The following is a 23,544-nucleotide window of genomic DNA, read 5'->3' as shown; positions in this document are numbered from 1 at the left end:
AGGAGTTATAATGAGTTTTTTTCACTGAAGACATAATGTTGTAGATTTTAAAACTGCAAGACCCTTATTTTTAGGGTTTTTTGCCTTGTCACTACTTATTATATTTATTTTATGAATATATAGAGATAGCATTAATAGATATTTAAATAAAGAAGGTAAGAAGTTTATATTTAATAAGTTGGACCTTGATCAGCTTTTCGTTGTTATTGGTGCAACTGCTTTATTCTTTAATGTTATTAGATTAATATTCTTATTTGCAATTGATTTTCCTTGAAAATCAGAAATAATACCTTTACAATTATGTAGATTCTTTACTTTCTTTATTCCTATACTTTTCTTATTCAAAAAAGGTCACTACATAAAAATGTTTAGTATCATTGCGATTATTGGTGCTATTATGGGATTTGCTTTCGCTAACCTTGGGGTTATTAAGCAATTTGTAGAAGATGATAGACTATACAACAATTTACAACCAGGCACAGTTGAATACCAAAAAGCAGGATTCAATGTTGGATATGATAACATTATGTATTGAGACTTTATATTAGCACATTCATTCATTTTAATTATTTCTGTTTTTACACATATAGCATATGGTGAAAAAGCTAAAATCAACTTATTTTATTTAATTAGAGGTGCAATATATATCTTGATTTATACATTTGCATTATTCTTCTTAAACTGAATATTCAACTCAATTGGTATGGCTTCAAGTAATCCGAAAGTGAAAGTCGGACTTGATGCAAACTGATTATACTTAGGGCAAGCAGGAATATCTGTGCTTGGTCCATTATCAAAATGACCAGTTGCATTACCTGTATTTATTGTTTTTGGAATTATTATTTATTTATTAATTTGTGGATTATACTTAGTTTTAACTGCAATTAAATTTGAAACAAACGGAATTTATATCAAGAGAGTTAGGTTTGTTAATATTAAAGAAAACTTCAAAAAATACGAAATTCCACTTAAAGATTGTTGAAAATTTTTAAAATTAACCTAATTAGGTTATTTTTTTATTAATATGTGTGCTAAAATAAATTCATGAACATTACTTATAATCTTAGAAAACCACAAATTAAAACCACATTAATCGCTAATTTATTGTTATCAATTACATCAATTTTTTATTTAGTTGTTGCAATATTAAATCAAGTAGGGACTATAAACTTATTTAATCCTCAGTCATTTATCCAAAACTCTATTATGATATCTATGACATGAATAATTTTTGTTTTAATAATTGCAACTAAAGTGTTTTTAAATCTTAAAGAAAAGAACTTGTGAGGAAACTTACTAAGTAATATTGATATAGAACGAAAGAAATTTTTCAAAGTTTCATGAATTAATATTTCATTTAATTTAGTTTATTTTGAACTATATAGACTTATATTTTTAGCTTCAGTATTTGAAGAAGATGGTAATGTAGTTTCGAACTTAAAAGTAAGCTTAAGAAAAAATAAAATTATGTTCTCAGTATATGAAATTTCATTAGCGGGAGTCTTATTATGTTTATTCTTTATTCTTACAGCCGTTAAAAACTATACACCATTAAGAATAGTTGGAATTGATTTTGAATTTATTTTCTATATTATTTTTGCCTTCTTTTTTTGTAAATTCAAAGGTGCCTTACTTTCGTTTATAGCAGATTTCTTTAGTTTATTATTAGCGGGAAGAATCGGATTTTATCATGAAGCTTATGCAATTGTTCCAATTGTCATGACAATCTTGATCGGTCTTTTCTTAGACTTATTTAAAAAACATCAAAAAGTTTCAATTGTTATAATGGAAATTGCTTTAATAATTGTTTTCGCTGTTCTTGCATATGTATTTGTATTAAATATCAATGATCCAAAGGGGATCAAAATTTCAAAAACATTTGGATTAAGCAGATTGAGTTTAGGTGTGTTTATTACTCTTTTAGTGCTCTCATTCAGTATTTTCATAGTATTTAATATCTTTGTATTTAGATTCATTAAAACAAAAGATGACAAAAAGAAAGAAAGATTATCATATATTTTACTTTCAATTTTCCTAGTTGTATTTGTGATTGTACTTGCAAGATGAATTTGAGGACCTTATGCATTCATTCAATATGCTAATAGATATTTAGGAAAATTCTATTCGCTTGAAGAAAAATATCTATTAATAATGGTCCCTATTATTTTAAGATCAGTTATTATCTTACCAATTTATATTTTAATCATTAGTTCAATATTACCTGTACTTATATTCTTAAAGAAAACAATTGTTAAAGATGTTTCATATTACTAATAATTAATCAATCTTTTGATTGGTTTTTTATTTTCAAATAAATAAAAATTGCTCACATAGTAAGCAACTTTAATTATTTAAATCCTATAGTAATTTAATACCTTTTTTGATTAAATCTTCTCTGTAGTCTTCTGGCCAAAAACTGGCTTGTACTTCACCAATATGAATTTTTTCAAGTAAGAACATACTTAATCTGCTTTGGCCAATACCGCCACCAATAGTTAAAGGTAATTTGTTTTCAACAACTGCTTTATGATAAGGTGAGACATTCTTAACTTCTTCAACAGTCATTTTACTTTGTCTAACAATTGAATCAGCATCAACTCTAATACCCATTGACGAAAGTTCTAATGCTTTATTTAATACATGTGAATAAACAAGTAAATCACCATTTAATGTTCAGTCATCGTAATCAAATGCTCTCAATGAGTGAATTAAACCTGATTTAAGTTTATCGCCGATTTGATAAACAAAAACTGCACCTTTCTCTTTTGTTATTGCGTCTTCACGTTCATTTAATGATAAGTTTGGATATAAATTTTCTAAATCTTGTGATGAAATAAAAAATACTTCTTTTGTTAAATTATTATTTAATGCAGGGAAGTCTTTGATTAACATTTCTTTTGTTTTTAAAATTGAAGTATAGATTTTATTAACAACTTGCTTTAAGAAATCTAAACTCCTTTGTTCTCTAGAAATAATTAATTCTCAGTCTCATTGATCAACATAATATGAATGAGTGTTATCTAAATCTTCTTCTCTTCTGATTGCATTCATATCAGTGTATATACCTTCACCAACTTCGTAGTGATATTCTTTTAAAGCATTTCTTTTTCACTTAGCCAATGAATGAACAACTTCTAACTCAATAGATATTCCTTTAGGTATAAACGAAACTGGTTTTTCTCCATTTAATCCGTCATTAAGACCTGTTTTTCTTTCAATAAATAATGGTGCGGTAGCCCTTGTTAAGTTAAGTTCTTTTTGAAGATTCTTTTGAAAAAACTTTTTAAGTTCTTGAATAGCTCTTTGTGTTTCTTTAATGTTTAATTTGCTTTGATACATAACAATTAAATTGTAATCCTTTTTTTATATTTACCAAACATTGAAAAAAAGTATAAAAAAATTCCAAATAATGGATTATTTAGAATTGTTAACAAATTGGTCTAAACGTGAGTGTTTTCTAGCACCTTTGTTAGCGTGGAAAACACCTTTAGAAACTGCTTTAGCAATAACTTTGTGAGCGTTAGCTACAAGTGCGTTTGCTTTTTCATCTTTAGCTAAAACTGCTTCTCTAGCTTTACGAATAGCTGTTTTAACACGTGATTTCATAGCAGCATTCTTTTGACGAGCTTGTTCCATCTTAACAATGCTTTTTACTTTTGATTTAATGTTAGCCATAATTGACCTCCCTTTTTCTATTTTGAAAAATCTTTTATATTATAAAGCAAAAAAATGAAAAACCAAACTTTTAAATGACCAAATTCAGGGCTAAATCATATAATTTATAAACAAAACAAGAATTAAAAAAGACTAACTTTTAATTAATCTTTTTTAGTTTTCTTTGTATTGATGTAAATGATTTCAGCCAATTCCTCTTTAGTCATTTCTTTGTATCCAAAAATGTTTAACATTTCAGCCATTTTATATAATTGTTCATTTGGTAATTCTAAAATCTTTTTAACAGCTTCTTCCTTAGCTTTATCAACTTCTTGAGCTTTTTCAGTTTTGACTTCTTCTTTTACATTGTTAAAAGGATTTACATTCATGCCAAAAGCATTTTGGAATTCATTATTTTGAATTGATTTATTAAATTGTTCCATGAATTCTTTAGCTTTAATTTCCATTTCTTTCATAACAAATAATCTTTTAATTTGTGTGATATTTCAACTAACGACAAATAATTGAAAAATGCTTAAAACAACGATAATTAAAGTAATAACTAAGTATACAACTTGAAAAGTTTTTTGATCACTAATTTTGTTTCCAGAAGTAAAAAAAGAAATTAAATTAATGATTGATAAAAATCCGTGAATTTTAGAAACAATTAGTGCTCATGAAGAAATATTAATAAATGTTTTTGTTTTATATGATTTGTAAATACTGATTCCAAATGTTACTAAAATTGAAACCGGAATTGATGCACTAATGAATTCAATTATAAATCTTGTTCAAAAAGCTCTTTCAGCCATAGATAATGATGGTTTTTCATTGGTCTTTGATAATCCATCATGTAAGAAGTTAACAATAGCAGTTTTGTCAGCAAGCATGTAAATAAGAATTGATAATGATAATAGTGAAATTAATGTTCAAAAGACACTGAATATTATGATTCAAATTCTAAAGTGTGATTTTTCGTTTTTTCATAAATCAACTTTATCAATATCATAAAGATTTAATCTAAAAATATTTTTCATTTTATTCTCCTTTTAAAAATTCATCAAAATCAAATTCTGATACTTCAAACTCAACTGGTGGCTTTGAGTAAAATTCTAAGTATTTACCTGTGATTGGGTGTTCAAATTCTAATTTATAAGCATGTAGTCTTTGTCCAAATTCATCAACATTTTTGTTATACATGGGATCACCATAAATTGGGTTTCCGATATATTTCATATGAACTCTAATTTGGTGTGTTCTACCTGTTTCAAGTTCGCATTTAATCAATGATTTTGGTTTATTATCAATATAAAAGCTTTTAAGTAAGGTTACATTAGTAATTGCGTTTTTAGAATTAAGATTAGTTACAGTCATTTTTTGTCTATCTTGTTGACTTCTACCAATCGGTAAATTTAAACGCATTTTCTTATCTTCTAAAATACCATCAGCAATAGCTAAATACTTTCTATTAATATCATGTTCTGCAAATTTCATAGCAAGCAAGTTATGTACTTGGTTGTTTTTCGCAATCACTAATAACCCGCTAGTGTCCTTATCAATTCTGTGCACAATACCAGGTCTTAAAAGTCCGTTTTCATTTGAAAGATTATTTTTAAAATGATATAAAAGACCATTAACTAAAGTCCCTGATGCATGACCTGGAGACGGGTGAACAACTAAACCACTTGGTTTATCAATAATACATAAGTATTCATCATCATAAATGATATTTAGATCCATTTTTTCGGGCTCTACATGAATCTCTTTATCAATTAATTTAATAACCTTTATAAATTGTCCTTCGTGTACTTCAAACTTAGGTTTATTAACCTTAATATCATCAACAAAAACTGCACCTTCTTCAATTAAAAGCTTAATATCATTTCTTGAAATTTCAGAATTATTTGAAATGTATTTATCAATTCTTTCTTTATATTTAACTACTATTTCCATATGTTTTATTATTATAGCAAATAATTAAAAAATTACTATTTTCAAAAGGACGGTGATATTTTGTGAGACTTATAAGTAAATAAAAAATAGTGCCGTAAAACACTATTAAATTATTTTAGAATCCAAACATTTTTGGGTCGAATTCTCCACCACTTGATTTCATCTTTTTACCCATTTCGCTCATTCTCTTAACCATTGCATCATAATCAGCTAATAATTTATTAAATTCTTGAGCAGTTCTACCACTTCCTCTTAAGATTCTTTCTTTTCTAGAAGCTTGTCTTAATAATTTAGGATTCTGTCTTTCTTTCTTAGTCATTGAAGACATAAGAATTTGGAAATAGTATATTTTTTCTTCAGCTTTATCAAGTTGTTCTTCATTAATTTTTGAAGAAAGATTACCTGGAAGCATTTGTAAAATCTTACTAAATTTACCTAGATTCTTAACTTGTTGGATTTGTTCAAGTAAATCATCTAATGTGAATTCTCCTGAAAACATTTTGTAAATCATTTTTGTAGCTTTATCTTCATCGATTACATCTTGTGCCTTTTCGATAAGACTTAAAACATCACCCATTCCTAAGATTCTATCTGCCATTCTATCTGGGTGGAATAAATCTAAATTGGAAACTTTTTCACCAGTACCAATAAATCTGATCGGAAGGTTTAAAATGTATCTTAAACTAAGTGCAGCACCACCACGAGCATCTGAATCAAGTTTATTAATAACTGTTCCATTTAATTTTAATTTGTCATTAAATGCTTGAGCAACATTAATAATATCTTGTCCTGAAAGAGCATCAGCAACAAATAAAATTTCATCTGGTTTAGCAATTTTCTTAACTCTTAATAACTCATCCATTAAAGGTTCATCTATTGCAAGTCTACCTGCAGTATCGATGATAATTAAATCGTTTTCATTTTCTTTCGCTTTAACAAGGGCGTTTTCAACAATTCTATCTACTGAAACACTTACACCTTCTTCATAGTAATCAACTTGAATACTTTTAGCTAATGTAACTAATTGATCGACAGCAGCGGGTCTATAAATATCTGCTGCTACCACTAATGGTTTATTAATGTATTTTTTCTTTCTTAAATAATATGCTAATTTAGCTGTTGATGTTGTTTTCCCTGAACCTTGTAAACCACACATCATAATTACATATGGTTTTTTTTGAATTTTAATATCTTTTGTTTCTCCACCTAAAATATTTACAAGTTCACTGTGTAAAATTTTAATAAAGTATTGTGAAGGATTTAATTTTTTAAGGTTTGGATCATTTAAAGCCTTTTCTTTAACATTATTTACAAATTCTTTAACAACTTTTAAATTAACGTCAGCTTCAAGTAATGCTAACTTAATATCTCTAGTTACTTCTAAAATATCTGCTTCAGTTAAATTAATTTTTTTAGACACTTTATCTAGTGTCTTTTGCATTCTCTTTTCTAAAAATCCTAACATAGTACTATTTTAACATTATTATTAATATTTCTTAGTTTTTTAATAGGTTAAGTAAAAAAGAACTATGTAAGATAATTGCTTAATTCTTGATTATTATTTGAATGACTTTTGTAATTTTAGAAATAAACTTAATTTTTAAAATAATTTGAAAATCATTGAGTAGGAGCTGAAACATTGAAATGAAATTTAAAGCAAACTAATTCAAATAACTTAATATAAAGCTTATGTTTAACGAAGGAATTTTAAACATAAGCTTAATTTTCGTTGCTAAATCAGTTGATAACTTAGCATATTTATTATGCTACTATCTAAGCTCACACGAGTGAAATGTGGGTGATTATGGTAAAGTTTCCATATTTTTCATAATATTTTTTGATACTAAATTACTAGATATTTTTGCTACAAAATGGTGTGATATTTTGCTCTCATAAAATTTTAAAAAAAATATTTGCTTTTACTTTTTTGTGTTATAATTTTAAAGCAATCAAAGATATTGCCCAGGTGGCGGAATGGTAGACGCAAGGGACTTAAAATCCCTCGATCGCAAGATCGTGCTGGTTCAAGTCCAGTCCTGGGCACCATGTTGTGCGTCCTTAGCTCAGCAGGTAGAGCAAATGGCTTTTAACCATTGGGTCAGAGGTTCGAATCCTCTAGGACGTACCATTTCAAGAAATTGACCAAACAAGCTTAGGCTTGTTTTTTTATTGCTTTTTTAGTTTCATATATTTATTTAATAGATATTTTAAATTTATAATTGGTTAAAAATAAAAACAACACGTAAGTGTTGTTTTTGGTCAATTTCTTGAAATGGTGCGAACGAATGGACTTGAACCATCGACCTCACGATTATCAGTCGTGTGCTCTAACCAGCTGAGCTACGCTCGCATTTGCAAGACTATTATACCATAAAAGTATAAAAGTCAAGCTTTATTATTAAAATTAACGTTTTGAAAATTGTCTTGCACGACGAGCAGCACGTAAACCTGGTTTTTTACGTTCTTTAGCACGAGCATCTCTTGTAAGCATTCCTGCTGCTTTTAAAACACCACGGTAGTCAGCACTAGCTTCTAATAAAGCACGAGCAATACCTAATCTAATTGCTCCGGCTTGACCACTTAAACCTCCACCTGCAACTACAACTGAAATATCAAATTGTCCTGTTGTTTCTGTTAAAACAAATGGTTGATTAGCATCTTTTAAGTAAATATCTGATGTTAAGTATTCACGAGCATCTCTTTTGTTAATTAAGAATTTTCCTGAACCTTTTGTTAACTTAACACGAGCTACTGAAGATTTTCTTCTTCCTAATCCTTTGTATTCTAAGTTTTTACTCATAATTATTTAACCTCTAATCTTTCTGGTTTTTGTGCTTCATGTTTGTGTTCTGTACCAGCGTAAATGAATAAGTTACGACGTTGTTTGTTTCCAAGTTTTGTATGAGGAATCATACCATGGATAGCTTTTTCAATTAAAGCTGTAGGTCTTTTTACTCTTAATTTTGCGGCAACAATGCTTTTTAATCCACCTGGGTATCCTGAGTGTGAGTAGTAAATTTTGTTATCTTCTTTTTTACCTGTTAAAACGATTTTTTCAGCGTTGATGATGATAACATTGTCACCCATGTCAGCGTTTGGTGTAAATGTTGCTTTATTTTTTCCTCTTAAAACTGAAGCTACAAATGCAGCTAAACGTCCTAAAACTTGTCCTTCAGCGTCAATAACGTATCATTTTTTATCTGCTTTTTGAGAATTAACTATTGTTGTTTGTCTCATTTTTTCCTCCACGTTAATTTGTTAGATAATGTAAATATAATGTAAATTGCTTAGTAATTATATCATATAAAAATAAAATTATTCAAATTTATGTGAACCATAAAAAATATATTTTTATTCCTATATAGATAGCAAATTTACAACCATTTCTATATGTAAGTTAATTTTATCAAAGAATTTTAGTATTTAAAATTGAATATTTTTTAGTATTTTGTTCTTATGAAATAATAGACAAAATAAAAAAATGCCTCTTACGAAGCATTTCTCAATTGGTTAAATTTTTCATTAATTCTTTGAAGTTAAATTCCATTATCCTTAGCATCATTTAATAAATCAAGTACACCTGGTAAAATTGAACTTTAGTTGATTTCTGTTGATAAAAGTTTTTTGGAAATTTATCTTTTTTAACCACAACTTCAAAGTATCCGTTTTGGTATTTGAATCTGTATGTTAATTTATCTCACCCTTTTAGCAACATAGATTCAATGTGCAATCTGTTATTATGTTAGTCTAATCCACCAAAACAAAATACAATTATTTGGCAAATAGCGGCTAATGAACCAGCGTAAATACCAGCATTTAATGCGTGCATTGCTGGACCTAGGTCAATGTTAATTCCATATTTGAAAATGTCATATGCTTTATCAATCATTTTTAACCTAGCAGCTTCAATTGCGTATGTGGCTGGAGATAGATGTTTTGGTACTTTCTTACTTTCAAAAGATTGTACTATTGGAAATAAAGTAATGAAACTTTTTAATTTAATTGATGGAACTAATAAAGAACTTTATCCTGCTCAAACTCATTCATATAGACAAGATCTTCAAATTATTTATCCTAATGGTTTTAATGGTAACATTTTTTAACAGCATTATTCCTTGAAGAATTTAAATAAACATAACTATTATGTTAAAAAAAAGTATTGCAAAAAACTTTTTTGAAAGTTATAATTATTTATAGAAATTATTAAAAAATAGAAAGGTAAAAATGGAAAAAATAAATAAACTAAAAACATTAAGAAATTTATCGATTACTAATTTGGTACTTGTACTTGTTTCTCTTGTTCTAACTATATTTGGTATAGTGGCTGTATTTTCAGTTGCTGCTACAGCCAAAGATGAAACATCAGTTGTAGGTGGAATTATAGGAGCAGGTTTAGGTATTTTACTACCTAACATAGGTATATCAATTGCAATTTTTGTTATTGCAATTGTCGGTGCTGTTCAAGCATCTAAATTACAAAAAATTGATCAAAAACACAAGAACTTATTTGTTTTATGATTAACTTTAGCAATTTTAATCGGTGCAATAGGATTATTAGGACTTATTCCTGTAGTTGGTCAATTTTTAGGTTTTGCTAATTTTGTTTTTGGAATAGTTGTTTATTCTATTACAATAAGCAACACTACAACAGAATTAAAACAAGAAAATAAATAAGTATTTTATTTATTGCAATTATGAAAACCACATGCGATTCATTTTGCATGTGGTTTTCATAATTAAATGAGTGATTTTATTTGAAATAATTTTTTCAAGATAAAATACTACCATCATTATTTAAATTAATTCCCTTCCATGAAGAAAATGCACTTGATAAATACTAATCATTAAAGTTTTTTGTGCAAATTGTTTAAAAGGCTTGCTTTTAAATCTTTAATCACAATTATTTAGATAATTTTCTATACACAAATATTATTACTTTTAAATGATGAAAGTAAAAAACTCAATAATAATTAAAATTATGAAAAAATCAGCAAATTATATAAAAAAGAGATTCAATATGAATCTCCTTATTTTAATTAAATTTTTTCATAATTTCATAAAAATCTAATTCTGATGTACTTGTTAATACAAGATCTGCATTACTAAAGTCTTCAGAAGAATTATGTGTTATAGCAATAGCGGGCATATTAGCATCTTTAATACCTTTAACACCTGCGGGAGCGTCTTCAAAACCAACACATTCTGTTGTTTTTAACCCGACCCCTTTTGCGGCTTGAATAAAGATATCTGGAGCAGGTTTTCCTTGTTTAACATCACCTGGATATACTATAAAATCAAACATATCAATGATTCCTAATTTTTTAAGAATTGTAGGTCCATTAAAACTACTTGAAGCAATTGAAAGTTTAATTCCATTAGCCTTAGCATCATTTAATAAATCAAGTACACCTGGTAAAATTGAACTTTCGTTGATTTCTGTTGATAAAAGTTTTTTGTAAATTTCATTTTTCTCATCAGCAATTTTAATTAATTCTTCTTCGGGAAGATTTAATTCAGGTTTTTTTAATTTAATAATTTCTTTTAAAGTTTCTAATCTAGGAATACCACGAAGTTTTTCATTGTCTTCTTCAGTATAGTTGATTCCTAAATCTTTAACTCTTTGTTGTCATGATTTAAAGTGCAATACAGCAGTATCTGTAATTACTCCGTCAAGATCAAAAACAAACCCTTTAATCATTTTTTACCTCAAATTCTAATACTGAGTTATCTTTGAATTCAACTTTTCTTTCATTTACTCAAATTCATAATGAGTTTTTGATTTCTTCTGTAAGTAATTGAACTGTAAATTTATCTTTTTTAACTACAACTTCAAAGTATCCATTTTGGTATTTAAATCTGTATGTTAATTTATCTCACCCTTTTGGTAACATAGGTTCAATGTGTAATCTGTTATTATGTTAGTCTAATCCACCAAAACCAAATACAATCATTTGGTAAATAGCGGCTAATGAACCTGCATGAATTCCTGCATCTGATGTATGCATTGCTGGACCTAAGTCGATGTTAATACCATATTTGAAAATATCATATGCTTTATCAATCATTTTAAGTCTTGCAGCTTCAATTGCATAAGTAGCAGGTGAAAGTGAAGAGTCATGTGTTGTAATTGGTTCGTAGTAGTTAAAGTTAGCTTTTCTAATTTCTTTAGTATACAAGTGTGGAAGGATGTTTAATAATAAAACAACGTCAGCTTGTTTAACTAATTGTGATCCAAGTCTAATGTGACCTTCTTTTGTATTAAATAATTTTTTACCAGCATCACCTAACATTTGGAATGGTAATACGTCTACTTTTGGTAATGATAAGAATTGATCATTTTCAGCAATAATGAAGTCTTTGTTTGGTAATTGTTGCTTAAGATTTTTTGAAACTAATTTTAATTTTGAATAATTAATTTTGTATGGAATTTTTTGTTCAATATTACTTCAAATTAATGGTTTTTTATCTTTTAAGTAATCAATGTATTTGATAGCTAAATCAATATTGTGTTTTGCAAACATATTGATGTAAGCATTATTATCAATGTTACCTTTATATTCATTAGGCCCCATTACATCTTTAATTTCAAATGTTCCATCAGGTTGTAATTCCGCTCTGTTTGAGTAGAAAATAGCTGTATCGATAATCATTTCATAACCCATTTTTTCCATGAATTTGTAATCACGAGTTATTTGGAAGTATTGGTTAACAGCATAAGCAACATCAGCTGAAACGTGAATTTCTTGACGTCTTGAAGCAATTGGAACTTGTTCTCCAGTTACAACGTCTGCTTGTCCTCAGTAAGCACAAACTTCACCTTCTGTTGGTCAAGCCATTTCTCATGGATATTGTGCTCCTAATAAGTTGCTTTCTTCTTGACGCTCTTTAATTTCTTTAGCTTTAGCTCTAGCCCCTTCAATACCTTTATATCTATATGTTAATAAGTTTCTAACAACTTTAGGGTTATTGAATAAGTAAATTGGGTTAATGAAGAATTCTGTATCTCAGTATGTGTGACCTTGATATCCTTCACCTGAAAGTCCTTTAGCTCCAACATTTATGTTTGTTGAGTTTTTAGGCACAAATCCATTTAAGTGGAAAATACCAAAATCAAGTGCTAATGCATCATATTCTGATTCTTCATTTCCTTCAATGTGAACATAGAATTGGTTTCAAACCTTTAAGTTCATTTGATTAATTGAAGCTTCTTTTAAATCATCATAATTTGTTGTTAATAAGTATTGGTGCTTTTGATCTGCAATAGCTTTTATTTCTTCTGGTTTTAATAATTTTTTGTCATCAACTGAAGTGTGAACAGACATAATTTTGTCAATTTGTAATACATCTCCAGCTTGTAATTTTTCTTTAATTTTGAAACCGATGTAACGACGTTTCATTTCTACAACATAATCATCTGTCCCTGGTTTAATTGCTTGTCCATTAACTGTGACATTTGTAACCATATTGTGAACTACATAACGTCTAGAAATTGTTGTAGTTTGATCCATTTGAAGTGATGTTTGAGTAGGACGTGACTTTTTACCTTCTCCAAAGTGTTGTGTCCCACTGTTTGTCACTTGGCCATTGATTCCAGGTTTAACTAAAACAGTAACACCATCTTTATTTGTTGTTTCTAGAACTTTAATTTGAATTCTTTGAGCATAAACATTTGCATCATCATTTGAAACAAAACGTTCAAATGATAATTCGAATTTCCCTGATTCTCTTTCTACTTCAACTGTTCTTTTTAAGATACCTTCTCTAATATGTAAAGTTTTGTTGTATTTATCTTTTTTCGATACAGTAAACTCAATATTATCAAAGTAAATTGGTGTTGTCATTGAATCAGCTAAGTTAGCTAATTCTGAAACATCTTCTCTAGTATCTTTGTTGAAAATACCATTAACGAAGAAGTCTTCTTTGTTGTATGAAGTTTTTTCTTCATCTGCACTTCTGATACCCATGTATCCATTACCAAGTGCAAAGATACTTTCTGTTTTAGCAGTTACACTTTTGTCAAATTTGATTTGTGAAACCGTCTTGTTTTTTATATCATATTTTAAAAAACTCATTGTTACTCCTATTTTTTAATTAAGATTGATTCGAAAGGTCTTAATGTATTTACAGGTTCTTTTTTATCTTTATATGTAGATAAAATTTGTGAACCATTTCCTTTTTGTAAGTTTATTTCTTTGTTTGTTGCATTAATGTAGGCAACTAGGTGGTCATCTCCATATTGTCTTTCAATTATAATAACACCATTGTTATCTACATCAATTTTTGATGTCCCTTCAACTAGGACGTCTCTAAATTTATTTTTTCTAAGTTCGATTAAGTTTTTGTAGAAGTAGAAAATACTTTCTTTATCTTTTAAAGCTGCATAAACATTAATTTCTTCTTTATTTCTACCATTTTTAATTCATGGAGTTCTGTTTTTGTTAAATCCTCCATTTTTACCTTTTGTTCATTGCATTAATCCACGTCCAGCGTCTCTTGAGTTAATGTTTAAGTATTTAATGAACTCATCTTCACTATAAACTGGATTATCATCTACAAGTCCTTGGAAACCATTTTTGATATCAACATCACGGAATTCGCTACGATCATTAAATTTGATGTTTAACATACCGATTTCTTCACCATAGTATAAACAAGGAATACCTTTAAGAATCAATAACATTAAAGCATGTGTTTTAGCTGCTTCTTCTCTAAATAAACCTTCATCTCCTCATCTTGAAATACTTCTTGAAGTATCGTGGTTTGATAAGAAGTTTGTGAACATGTATGGTTTAATAGCTTCGTTTTCTTGGAATGGTTTTTGTTGGTAAGCAAATTCTTTGTAGTTTCAGTTTGCGTCATAACCATTTCTGCCTGTTTGTTTTCCTCAACCAATTCATCATCAAGCAAAGTTAAAGTAGTTTTGAGAAACTTTACTTTCACCTGAACCATATTTTAATAATTCGTCTGCTGTAATTCCACTAGCTTCACCTAATGTATAAGCATCTGGTTTATCACTAAATGCAAGTTCATTGAATTTTTTTAAGAATTCAACTGCACCTTTATTTCATGCAAAGTATGGGTTTTTATCAACTTCATCAAATGTTTTGGCAACGTGTTTAATTGCATCAAGTCTGAATCCTCTAACACCAAGGTCATATCAAAAGTTAATAACATCAACCATAGCAGCAATTGTATCTGGATGCTCTCAGTTTAAGTCGACTTGTTCTTTTGAGAATAAGTGAAAGTAGTATCTATTAACACTTGGAACGAATTCTCAAGCCGATCCACCAAAAATACTTTGTGCTTTTTTCTCTTCTTCTGTTAATTGATCTCTTCAAATGAAGTAGTTGTGTTCTTTATTGTTTCTTGATTCTGTTGCTTTTTTAAATCAATCATGTTCATTTGAAACGTGGTTTAAAACAATATCCATAATAATGTCAATTCCAAGTTTTTTAGCTTTAGCTGACATTTCTTTGAAATCTTCTAATGTTCCAAATTGTTCTCAAACTGATTTATAATCTAAAACATCATATCCAGCATCAACAAAGTTTGTTGAATAAGTTGGTGTTAATCAAATACCATTAATCCCTAATTTTTTAAGGTACCCTAATTTTTTTGTAATTCCTTTTAAATCACCATCACCATCGTTATTTGAGTCATAAAATGAACGAGGGAAAATTTGGTAAAACACTTTATCTTCTAATTTAACTGTTTTCATATTATTTTTCTCTTTCTATCATTTGTGTTGAATTTGCTTGTAATACATTTTTAATTGATTTGATTTTTGAATCAAATAATAAGTTACCTTGATAATTATCTGTTTTAAAATTTTGGTTTCCAAAGTTGTGTAATGCTAATAATTCTTTATCGTTTGCTTCATTAGCGATTGAATAAATTAAAATTCCGCTTTTAATGTCACTAAATAAGAATTTAACTCTTGAGAATACTTTTTCGTTTGTATCAAGTCTTAAGTATTCTGTTTCTTGTCTGAATTTATTTAAATCACTTAAGAAATCAAATACATAATTTTGAACTTCTTTTTTATCTAAGTGATCTCACTTAATACCATTTGTATAATCTGTTGTTTTATATGAGTTTGGTGAATAAGCATTATTGTCAGGTTTTTCATTAAAGTCATCAAATGGGCTAACTTGACATTTGTATCCTTCTTCTCCACTCATATCACATGGTTTTGACTGTAATAATTCAGTTCCAGCCAAAATGAATTGTCTACCTTGAGTTAAGATAGTCATCATTAAAGCTTGACGATACATTTCAATTCTTTGCATAAATGATTTATTATCTGCAAAAATATTTACTTTGTCTCATAAAGTCATACCATCATGACAAGCAGCATAACTTAAGTTAACTTTTACATCATTATTATATAAATCATAAGGAAGCGCTGAGTGTGGTGTGTCTTTAAAATCAAAATCTTTTAAACCAGCAACTACTGAAGTTACATACTTTTTGAAGTTTTCTTCTGAGTATGCGTGAATTAAACCTTTGTGATATCCTTCGTGCTCTGAACCCTTAATTGCATCACGTAATGTGTCGTTAAAGTAACCAAATTTAATATCATTACCTCTAGCACCTTTAATATATGATTTAGTAAACTCTAAGTCACTAAATGGTCAAGCTTCACCATGTAAAATAACATTCGGTTTAATTGCTCTTAATGTGCTAGCAACTTCATCAAGTGTTTCTTTATGGTGGAAGCAAGAAAGGTCAAATCTAAATCCATCAACATTAAATTCCTCAACAAAGTATTTTAAAGAATCAATAATGATTTTCTTAGTCATATCTCTTTCATCAGCAAGAGGTGCGTAGATAACTGGTTTAACTTTAGCATTATCTCTATAGTAGTACCCTGGTAAAACATTCTCATAAGTTGAGTTTGTCATCATGTGGTTATATACAACATCTAAGATAATTCCAATGCCGTTTTTATGTGCTTCATCAACAAACTCTTTTAAATCCTTGATTCTTGAATATGGATCACTTGGTTTTGATGAATATAATCCATTAATTGTAAAGTAATTGTGTGGATCATATCCTCAGTTATAGTTTGTTGTTCAACCTGTACCCTGACTTTTTTTGTAAATTTTCTTATTAAGGTCATTTACAGTATAAGCTGAATGAATTGGTAAAAGTTGTAAGTGTGTAATATTAAGTTTTTTAAGGTATTTAAAGATACCTGCATCAATTAAATTTTTAAATGATGCTTTCTTTTTGTGGAATGAAGTGTCTTTTAGTAAACTTGTGAAATCTCTAACATGCATTTCGTAAATGTTAGCATCAACAGAGTTATTTCATTTTGTTTTAAGATCTCTTGGTTTTTTTCCTACTTTTGTTGAGCTAAAGTCAATAAAAGCACCTTTACCTACTCTATCTTCTTCGCCTTCTCAATTAAATGGAGCCATTGATTTAGCAAAAGGGTCAAGAGCAATAGTCTTAGTTCCATCTTCTTGAGTAATAGCATATTGATAAAACATATTTCTAAATTCACTTGCTTTTAATTCAAGAGTTCAAATAAAAGTTTCATTTTTATTTTCATTAATAACTTTTTCTTTTTTCATTTCAAACATTGAAAATGGTTTTGAATCGCTATGTTTTTTGAAGATAAGAACCTCAACTTTTTTAGCTAAAGGTTGTCATAATTTTATATTGATTTTTTTACCTAAAAATGATGCTCCAAAATTGCTATTTTTATATGCGAATTTTGCATCAAAATCTTTAAAAAAATCTGATGTTTTTCTAGTTAAATTCATAGTGTAAAAATTATAAAATATTATGACTTTCAACATAGTAAATAGTACAATTAACTTGATAGATCAATAGCATTGATGCAGTTTTTTTAGTAAAAAATTAAGATAAATTTTGTATTATTTAAATATGAATAATTCTAAAAATTTACAAGTGTTCAAAATTCAAAAAAATGATTACCTTAAAAATGGTGAAATTTCAGTGTCGCAAAGAATCGAAATTTTACTTAAATTAAAAAAGATTTTAATTGATAATCAAAACGAAATAGAAAATGCACTTTTTATAGATTTAGGTAAAAGTAAAAATCAGGCTTTTTACTCAGAACTTGCCTTAGTTTTTTCTTCATTAAAACACACTATTAAAAACATTTCAAAATGAACTAAGAAATCAAAAGTAAAAACACCATGATTTTTAAAACCGTCAAAAAGTTATATTAAGTATGAAGCTCATGGAGTGGTTGGTATTTACTCGCCATGAAATTATCCGATCATGTTAACTTTTGACCCTTTAATTGCTGCAATTGCGGCTGGTAATAGAGTTATGTTAAAAGTTTCTGAATATTCAGTTAATACTTCTGATTTAATTATGAAACTTATTAATAGCAACTTTGAAGAAAGTTTAATTTATTGTTCAAATAATAATCAACTTGAATTTGAAACTTTTAACAACCTTAAATTTGATTTTATTTTTTTTACAGGTTCTACCCATGTTGGAAAAATTATTGCAAAAAGAGCATCAGAAAATCTTATCCCTTGTGTTCTAGAGTTAGGTGGAAAGTCTCCTACAATTGTTTTTGATGATGCTAATATCAAAAATGCCGCTAAGATGATTGCTTTTGGAAAGTATGTTAATTCTGGTCAAACATGTGTAACTCACGATTTTATTTTGGTACACGAAAATGTAGCAGATGATTTACAAAAAGAACTAAAAAAAGAATTTGAGGTATTACATTCCACATCTTCAAATAGTAAAATTATTTCACAAAAGCATTTTGAAAGATTACTTAATATTCTTCCCACAAACCTTCTTGATAAATTAAATTACAATAAAGAGAAATTAGAAATTAGTCCTATTGTTTTTGAAACAAATTTAAATGAACAAATTATGAAAGAAGAAATATTTGGTTCATTTTTGCCGGTAATTAAGTTTAAAAATAGTGAGGAATTGAAGACTATTTTACAAGATTATCAAAATCCTTTAGCACTATATATATTCACTAAAAGTAAGAAAAACCTTGAAATTCAAAACTCATTTAAGTCAGGAAGCGTTATTATAAATGATACAATTTCATTCTTATCAAATTATAATTTGCCATTTGGGGGAGTTCGGACTTCAGGTCTTGGCAGATACCATGGGTTTGATGGTTTTAAAGCATTTAGTAACCAAAAAAGTTACTTTAAATCACCTTCATTTATGAAACCAAATCCACTTGTATATGGTAAAGAAAGTAAAAAAAGTAAGAAAATCTTGGAATGAATATTTAAATAAAAAAGTAAAAATCCAACATCAAAGTGTTGGATTTTTAAAATTATAACAATGAGAACTCTTGGTGGTAGAACTTAAAGTGTTCAGGTTTGATGTAGTATTTTGCAGCAATACAAATACTATCTTCATCATAACCAAAAATCATTAACACCATCATATTTTCATGACCTAATCTGTTAGCTTCTTTTTCATAGTGTATATCATAAACAATGTTTTTAATTGGTTCTCTTTCAGAAAGAACATCAATTAAAGGAACTGATAAGTCAATTGGTTCATATTTATCTAAGTTTTTTGTTGAAACTCAAATATCAGCTTCTGCTATAACTTCTCCTTTTTTGTAGAAGAACTTACGGAACATTCTAGTTCCGTCGACAAAAATAATATTTCTTTCTCCAAATCACTCAGGTTCTATAAAGTCATGAATTTCTTCACCTCATTGTTTATCAACATTAAGTAGGAAACTAACGGGTTTAATTAAGTTGTGAAAGTTTTCTGCAACAAAGTGTCCTCTTTTTGAGATTGAATAAACAGCACCTAAAGCACTTAATTTTTGATATGCCGAAACAACAACACTTCTAGAACAATTGAAACGTTCCATTAAAGCGTGCTCAGATGGCATAATCTTATTAACAGGCACTTTCTTAGATTTAATTAAATCAATTAAGTAAAGAATAATACTGTTTGTTTTTGTATTATCTTCGTCATTTAATGATTTACGCTTAATTACTTTCTTAATCTTTGGTGAAGAGTCTATGTTTTTCTTATATTCTTTATTCATAGGATTTATTTTACCAAATATTTACTTTCTTGTTAATTCAAAAATTATAATTCCTCCTTGCTCGATTTCAATGAATCAGCTATTACTTTTTGCTTTATACATGTATAAAGGTTTAAAATGGAATTTTCTTGAAATTTTTGTAGCGTTTAAAAATGGGTTTTGATAGTTACAGAAACCAAATAATAATAATTTGTTTGAATCATGTGAAGCCGCTCTAACAATAAAGCTTGAGTAATCTTCAGTATCAATAACTTCATAAGGATTAATAATTGTGTTTACATTGCTTTCGCTCATAAATGGATTTTGTTCTCTTAATTCGTTCATGAATTTGATAAAGTGGAATAATGAATCTTTATCAGCTTTAGCTTGATCTGCTGATTGTAAGCTTAAAGCTGAAGTTAATAACACATGGTCTTTAGTTGATTCTTTAACCTTATCGTCAAAGATTAAACTGTTTTCTTCAACTTTATCTCATTTCATTGGTTCTCTTAAAGAAGGGTCACCATATTCTCTAGTACCATAATACATTAATTCGTTACCATAATAAACTAACGGAGTTCCTGGTAATGCTAAAAGTTGCATCATCGCAATTTTTTGAGCATCTTTCTCAGCACATGTTAACTTCCTATCATTTTGATAACCCTTTAATTTTGAAACTTGTAATCTATATGAATCAAGTCATCTTAAAACATCATGATTATCTAAAAATGGAATTCATTTAGATTTACTTGATGCATTTTGGTACATTTTAGTAACTCTATAAAGTTCATCATAAGGTATCCTAACATCAGGATTATGTCTAAAGAATTTAAATCCATCATACACTGTATCAAGAGCTAAATCATCATTATATTTTGTGTATTCTAAAGCTTTCAATGAATCTGTGTGAACTCATTCACCCATCATAAATACTTCATCACGACCAGGTTCTAATGATGTAATTTCATTACTTGCTTTTCTTAAGATTGAAAAGATTTTAGCTTCGTTATAGTTATTTTTTGTTTCTTGCTCACTTGAGAAAAATTCAGCAAATGCATCATATCTAAATCCATCTACTCCAAGTGCTGTTCAGAACTTTTGTATTCCAACAAGTTGATCAATAACATCTTTGTTGTCTAAGTTTAAATCTGGCATACCATATGTGAATCTACCTAAGTATTGTCTATTTGTAGCAGGTATACTTTGATCAAGTTTTTTGTATTTTGATCTAACTTCTTTTGTATCTCTTCTAACATCATTGTCTATGTACTCAGGTTCTAATCTATAAAATGCTTCATATTTTTTATCACCATATAAAGCTTTTTGGAATCATGGGTGTTCATATGAAGTATGATTAAATACTAAATCAATATAAACTTTAATACCGTTTTCATGCGCTTCTGATAAAAAGTCAATAAATGCTTCCATGCCTCCAAGTTGTTCTGCAACATCTGCATAATCAATTACAGAATACCCATGATATGATGAAGCAGAATGAATTGGGCTTAATCAAAGTTGATCAACTCCTAAATTAACTAAATAAGGGATTTTGTTTTTAAGTCCAATAAAATCACCAATACCATCATTATTACCATCTGCAAAGTTGTAAACTAAAACTTGATAAATTACATTTGTATTTCTTTTCTTTACAAAAGGTTTGGCTTTAGGTGCATTTTTTCAAAGTTCCAAGTAATCTAAGTTATAATCCTTTTTTGTATATTTAGGATCATCTCAAATTGCATATTCCTTCCTAATTTGGTTTCTTAAATATTTTTTAAAAATAATTTCTTTTTTAAGGTTCTCATAAATTTTTTTCATAGAGATAATTTTACTTGTTTTTTTGTTGTTTTTCATTTGATCAATCAAGTTTAAAACAAGCCTAATATTTGTGTGTAACCATGATATAAAGCTATATAAATAAAAAAGCCAACTTAATTAAAAGTTGGCTTTTATTTAAAATTAATTAATTATTGTCGTTTGAATAAATAATTTTTATATATGAAACTTCTTTTTCAATTGTTTTGTTTTTAGGTTTTCTATTTTCTAATTTTGCTTCAATTTCTTCTTTTAACATTGTTGTTTCATGCTCTTGTTTTGCAAGGATTTTATCTTTTGTAATAAATCCAAATGTTTTTTTAGCTAAAGCAATTCAGAAAATGTTTGAAAATGCAATAAACATTGAGAATCAAATTAATTTATAGCTAAGTTGTCTTGGCGCAACTTTTCTTGGACGTAATTCTTCTTCATCATGCTCATTAAGAGTTGATACAATGTTAATTTTATAAACTGCTTGAGGTTGTAGTGCGATCACAAAGAATAAGATAATAAAGATAATTGGAATGATTCAAATTAATATTCTTAAGTATGAATCACCATTTGATTTATTTCTAAATAAGTTAATTAAAACAATAGAAAGTAAAACAATCGAAACAAGTGATAATAATATAGTTACAGAATTTAAAACTGAGAAAATGTAAATTAATTGGTAAGCAGGAGAATTTTTCCTTACTTCTTCATCACTTCAAGAACTACTCAATTGCCCTGTTTTAATGTGTTCATATTCAAAATCAGTTCATGCAAAAAATCTTGCGAACATAATGATTTGAAAGAATAAAATTAATGAAAGTAGGACAATTAAAAGTGAAACAAATATTTTTCTTTTTAAATAATTAGTTTCTGTGAATTTTAGTTGTTTGTTAGCAAACATATTAGTTAATTCTATCTTCAGTTTGTTTGTCGAAAATATGAATTCTTGAAGTTACAAATTCTACATGAACATTTGAGAATAATTCAAATTCTTCATTGTTTGATGCGTTTACAATAAATTCAGTTTCGTCATTGATTTTTACAACAACTAATTGGTCTTTACCAATTAACTCAATGTTAGAAATTTTTCCTGATACTGAGTTTTCAACTTGTTTGTATTGAATTCTTAAGTCTTCACTTCTGAATCCAATAATTAATTTTTGACCTTCTGATAATTTTGCTTGAGTTTCTTTGTCAATAGAAATTTTAATTTTTCCAGTTTCATCAAACACATAACCTTTGCTGTATGTTGCTTCAAATGTGTTCATTGTTGGTGAACCGATGAATTTAGCAACGAATACGTTAGCTGGTTTGAAGTAAAGTTCTTTTCCTTTACCATTTTGTTGAATTTTACCATCATTGAATACTACAATTTGGTCACCCATTGTCATAGCTTCAAGTTGGTCATGTGTAACATAGATACTTGTTGTATTTAACATACGGTGAATGTTAACAATTTCTCTACGCATGTTTTCTCTTAATTTTGCGTCAAGGTTAGAAAGTAGTTCATCCATTAAGAAAACAAGTGGTTTTCTAGCAATAGCACGTCCAATAGCAACACGTTGTCTTTGACCTCCTGAAAGGTCTCTTGGTTTTCTATATAAGTAATTGTCGATTCTTAAGATTTTTGCGACATCTTTAACTCTTTTATCAATAATGTCTTTTCTTTCTTTAGCAATTTTTAAACCAAAGGAAATGTTGTTGTAAACATTCATGTGTGGGTATAAAGCATATGATTGGAAAACCATGGCGATATTACGTTCATTTGGTAATAAGTTGTTATATCTTTTGTTATTAAATAATAAGTCACCTTTTGTAATTGAGTTAAGTCCTGCAATCATTCTTAATAATGTTGTTTTACCACATCCTGATGGTCCTAAAAAGATACAGAATGTTCCTGGTTTAATTTCTAAGTTAATATTTTCTAATGTATAGTTTTCATTACCTTCATATTTTTTGGAAATATTAACAAGTTTAATATGAGCACCAGAATTAGAGTTGTAAACCTCACCAACTTCTGAAATCATTTGATCAATATCAATTGTTTCAAACCCTTGGTCTTTAAGTTCTAATTCAGCGTTAGCATTTTTAGTGTTTGATTTACTTTTGAATAATGCCATCTT

At 28.0% G+C, this 23,544-nt stretch carries 20 protein-coding genes, 3 tRNA genes and 2 pseudogenes; 8 read left to right on the top strand and 17 right to left on the bottom strand.

The features are described 5' to 3' along the window. Positions 1–10 precede the first annotated feature (10 nt). The gene (locus D2846_RS00245; RefSeq protein WP_117274937.1) at positions 11–1,003 is read left to right on the top strand and encodes a TMEM164 family acyltransferase; all 993 of its coding nucleotides are present in this window, start codon (positions 11–13) and stop codon (positions 1,001–1,003) included. 41 nt (positions 1,004–1,044) lie between these two features. After that, positions 1,045–2,274, top strand: a complete 1,230-nt coding sequence (locus D2846_RS00240) for an ECF transporter S component (RefSeq protein WP_117274936.1) — start codon at positions 1,045–1,047, stop codon at positions 2,272–2,274. A gap of 84 nt (positions 2,275–2,358) precedes the next feature. On the opposite strand, the gene asnA is transcribed toward D2846_RS00240, so the two are convergent. From asnA to ffh, 5 genes are all read right to left on the bottom strand, one after another. After that, complete coding sequence (gene asnA, locus D2846_RS00235) at positions 2,359–3,339, bottom strand: aspartate--ammonia ligase (RefSeq protein WP_117274935.1); 981 nt, start codon at positions 3,337–3,339, stop codon at positions 2,359–2,361. A gap of 75 nt (positions 3,340–3,414) precedes the next feature. Further along, the gene (gene rpsT, locus D2846_RS00230) at positions 3,415–3,675 is read right to left on the bottom strand and encodes a 30S ribosomal protein S20 (protein ID WP_117274934.1); all 261 of its coding nucleotides are present in this window, start codon (positions 3,673–3,675) and stop codon (positions 3,415–3,417) included. A 143-nt stretch (positions 3,676–3,818) separates the two neighbouring features. Further along, a complete protein-coding gene (locus D2846_RS00225; RefSeq protein WP_117274933.1) occupies positions 3,819–4,691 on the bottom strand; it encodes a hypothetical protein in 873 nt (290 codons plus the stop codon). Position 4,692: 1 nt separating this feature from the next. Continuing rightward, positions 4,693–5,607, bottom strand: a complete 915-nt coding sequence (locus D2846_RS00220; RefSeq protein WP_117274932.1) for an RluA family pseudouridine synthase — start codon at positions 5,605–5,607, stop codon at positions 4,693–4,695. 115 nt (positions 5,608–5,722) lie between these two features. Further along, a complete protein-coding gene (gene ffh / locus D2846_RS00215; protein WP_117274931.1) occupies positions 5,723–7,072 on the bottom strand; it encodes a signal recognition particle protein in 1,350 nt (449 codons plus the stop codon). 224 nt (positions 7,073–7,296) lie between these two features. Between ffh and D2846_RS03495 the strand changes: the two genes are divergently transcribed. From D2846_RS03495 to D2846_RS00205, 3 genes are all read left to right on the top strand, one after another. After that, positions 7,297–7,503 carry a hypothetical protein gene (locus D2846_RS03495; RefSeq protein ID WP_145960837.1) on the top strand — a complete coding sequence of 69 codons (207 nt, stop codon included), beginning with the start codon at positions 7,297–7,299 and terminating at the stop codon, positions 7,501–7,503. Positions 7,504–7,567: 64 nt separating this feature from the next. Continuing rightward, positions 7,568–7,653 (top strand) — tRNA-Leu (locus tag D2846_RS00210). Positions 7,654–7,659: 6 nt separating this feature from the next. Then, a tRNA-Lys gene (locus D2846_RS00205) sits at positions 7,660–7,735 on the top strand. Positions 7,736–7,880: 145 nt separating this feature from the next. On the opposite strand, the gene D2846_RS00200 is transcribed toward D2846_RS00205, so the two are convergent. The 4 genes from D2846_RS00200 to D2846_RS03715 form a co-directional block, all read right to left on the bottom strand. Continuing rightward, a tRNA-Ile gene (locus D2846_RS00200) sits at positions 7,881–7,957 on the bottom strand. A 54-nt stretch (positions 7,958–8,011) separates the two neighbouring features. Next, positions 8,012–8,407: a 30S ribosomal protein S9 gene (gene rpsI / locus D2846_RS00195; protein WP_117274930.1), complete on the bottom strand. Its 396-nt coding sequence runs from the start codon at positions 8,405–8,407 to the stop codon at positions 8,012–8,014. A 2-nt stretch (positions 8,408–8,409) separates the two neighbouring features. Further along, on the bottom strand, positions 8,410–8,844 hold the full coding sequence (gene rplM / locus D2846_RS00190) for a 50S ribosomal protein L13 (protein ID WP_117274929.1): 435 nt from the start codon (positions 8,842–8,844) through the stop codon (positions 8,410–8,412). A gap of 505 nt (positions 8,845–9,349) precedes the next feature. Further along, entirely contained in the window at positions 9,350–9,496 is a 147-nt protein-coding gene (locus D2846_RS03715) for a hypothetical protein (RefSeq protein WP_235657964.1), read from the bottom strand. A gap of 46 nt (positions 9,497–9,542) precedes the next feature. On the opposite strand from D2846_RS03715, the pseudogene D2846_RS00180 reads away from it, so the two are divergent. After that, a pseudogene (locus tag D2846_RS00180) lies at positions 9,543–9,739 on the top strand (hypothetical protein); the annotation flags it as partial. Between the two features lie 92 nt (positions 9,740–9,831). Continuing rightward, positions 9,832–10,281 carry a hypothetical protein gene (locus D2846_RS00175; protein WP_117274927.1) on the top strand — a complete coding sequence of 150 codons (450 nt, stop codon included), beginning with the start codon at positions 9,832–9,834 and terminating at the stop codon, positions 10,279–10,281. Between the two features lie 358 nt (positions 10,282–10,639). Here the strand turns inward: D2846_RS00175 and pgmB are convergent, their stop codons facing one another. The 4 genes and pseudogenes from pgmB to D2846_RS00155 form a co-directional block, all read right to left on the bottom strand. Next, a complete protein-coding gene (gene pgmB, locus D2846_RS00170) occupies positions 10,640–11,305 on the bottom strand; it encodes a beta-phosphoglucomutase (RefSeq protein ID WP_117274926.1) in 666 nt (221 codons plus the stop codon). Continuing rightward, positions 11,298–13,679: pseudogene (locus D2846_RS00165) on the bottom strand (glycosyl hydrolase family 65 protein). Before D2846_RS00165 ends, pgmB begins: the two are co-directional and overlap by 8 nt. Positions 13,680–13,687: 8 nt before the next feature. Beyond that, the gene (locus D2846_RS00160) at positions 13,688–15,325 is read right to left on the bottom strand and encodes an alpha-amylase family glycosyl hydrolase (RefSeq protein WP_117274925.1); all 1,638 of its coding nucleotides are present in this window, start codon (positions 15,323–15,325) and stop codon (positions 13,688–13,690) included. A 1-nt stretch (position 15,326) separates the two neighbouring features. Continuing rightward, positions 15,327–17,378 carry an alpha-amylase family glycosyl hydrolase gene (locus D2846_RS00155; RefSeq protein WP_117274924.1) on the bottom strand — a complete coding sequence of 684 codons (2,052 nt, stop codon included), beginning with the start codon at positions 17,376–17,378 and terminating at the stop codon, positions 15,327–15,329. Positions 17,379–17,502: 124 nt separating this feature from the next. On the opposite strand from D2846_RS00155, the gene D2846_RS00150 reads away from it, so the two are divergent. After that, positions 17,503–18,861 carry an aldehyde dehydrogenase family protein gene (locus D2846_RS00150; protein ID WP_223211516.1) on the top strand — a complete coding sequence of 453 codons (1,359 nt, stop codon included), beginning with the start codon at positions 17,503–17,505 and terminating at the stop codon, positions 18,859–18,861. Between the two features lie 40 nt (positions 18,862–18,901). On the opposite strand, the gene D2846_RS00145 is transcribed toward D2846_RS00150, so the two are convergent. From D2846_RS00145 to D2846_RS00130, 4 genes are all read right to left on the bottom strand, one after another. Further along, positions 18,902–19,636 (bottom strand): GntR family transcriptional regulator, encoded by a 735-nt coding sequence (locus D2846_RS00145; protein ID WP_117274922.1) that lies wholly within the window; start codon positions 19,634–19,636, stop codon positions 18,902–18,904. Between the two features lie 21 nt (positions 19,637–19,657). Beyond that, positions 19,658–21,433 carry an alpha-amylase family glycosyl hydrolase gene (locus D2846_RS00140; protein ID WP_117275875.1) on the bottom strand — a complete coding sequence of 592 codons (1,776 nt, stop codon included), beginning with the start codon at positions 21,431–21,433 and terminating at the stop codon, positions 19,658–19,660. A gap of 145 nt (positions 21,434–21,578) precedes the next feature. Then, a complete protein-coding gene (locus D2846_RS00135) occupies positions 21,579–22,322 on the bottom strand; it encodes a hypothetical protein (RefSeq protein WP_223211515.1) in 744 nt (247 codons plus the stop codon). Between the two features lies 1 nt (position 22,323). Next, positions 22,324–23,541 (bottom strand): ABC transporter ATP-binding protein, encoded by a 1,218-nt coding sequence (locus tag D2846_RS00130; protein ID WP_117274921.1) that lies wholly within the window; start codon positions 23,539–23,541, stop codon positions 22,324–22,326. Positions 23,542–23,544: the final 3 nt, after the last annotated feature.

The organism is Mycoplasmopsis edwardii, from assembly GCF_900476105.1.
GTDB lineage: Bacteria > Bacillota_I > Bacilli_A > Mycoplasmatales > Metamycoplasmataceae > Mycoplasmopsis > Mycoplasmopsis edwardii.
Note: the sequence above shows the minus strand (reverse complement) of the source record. Positions and strands in the feature narration are given on the sequence as shown.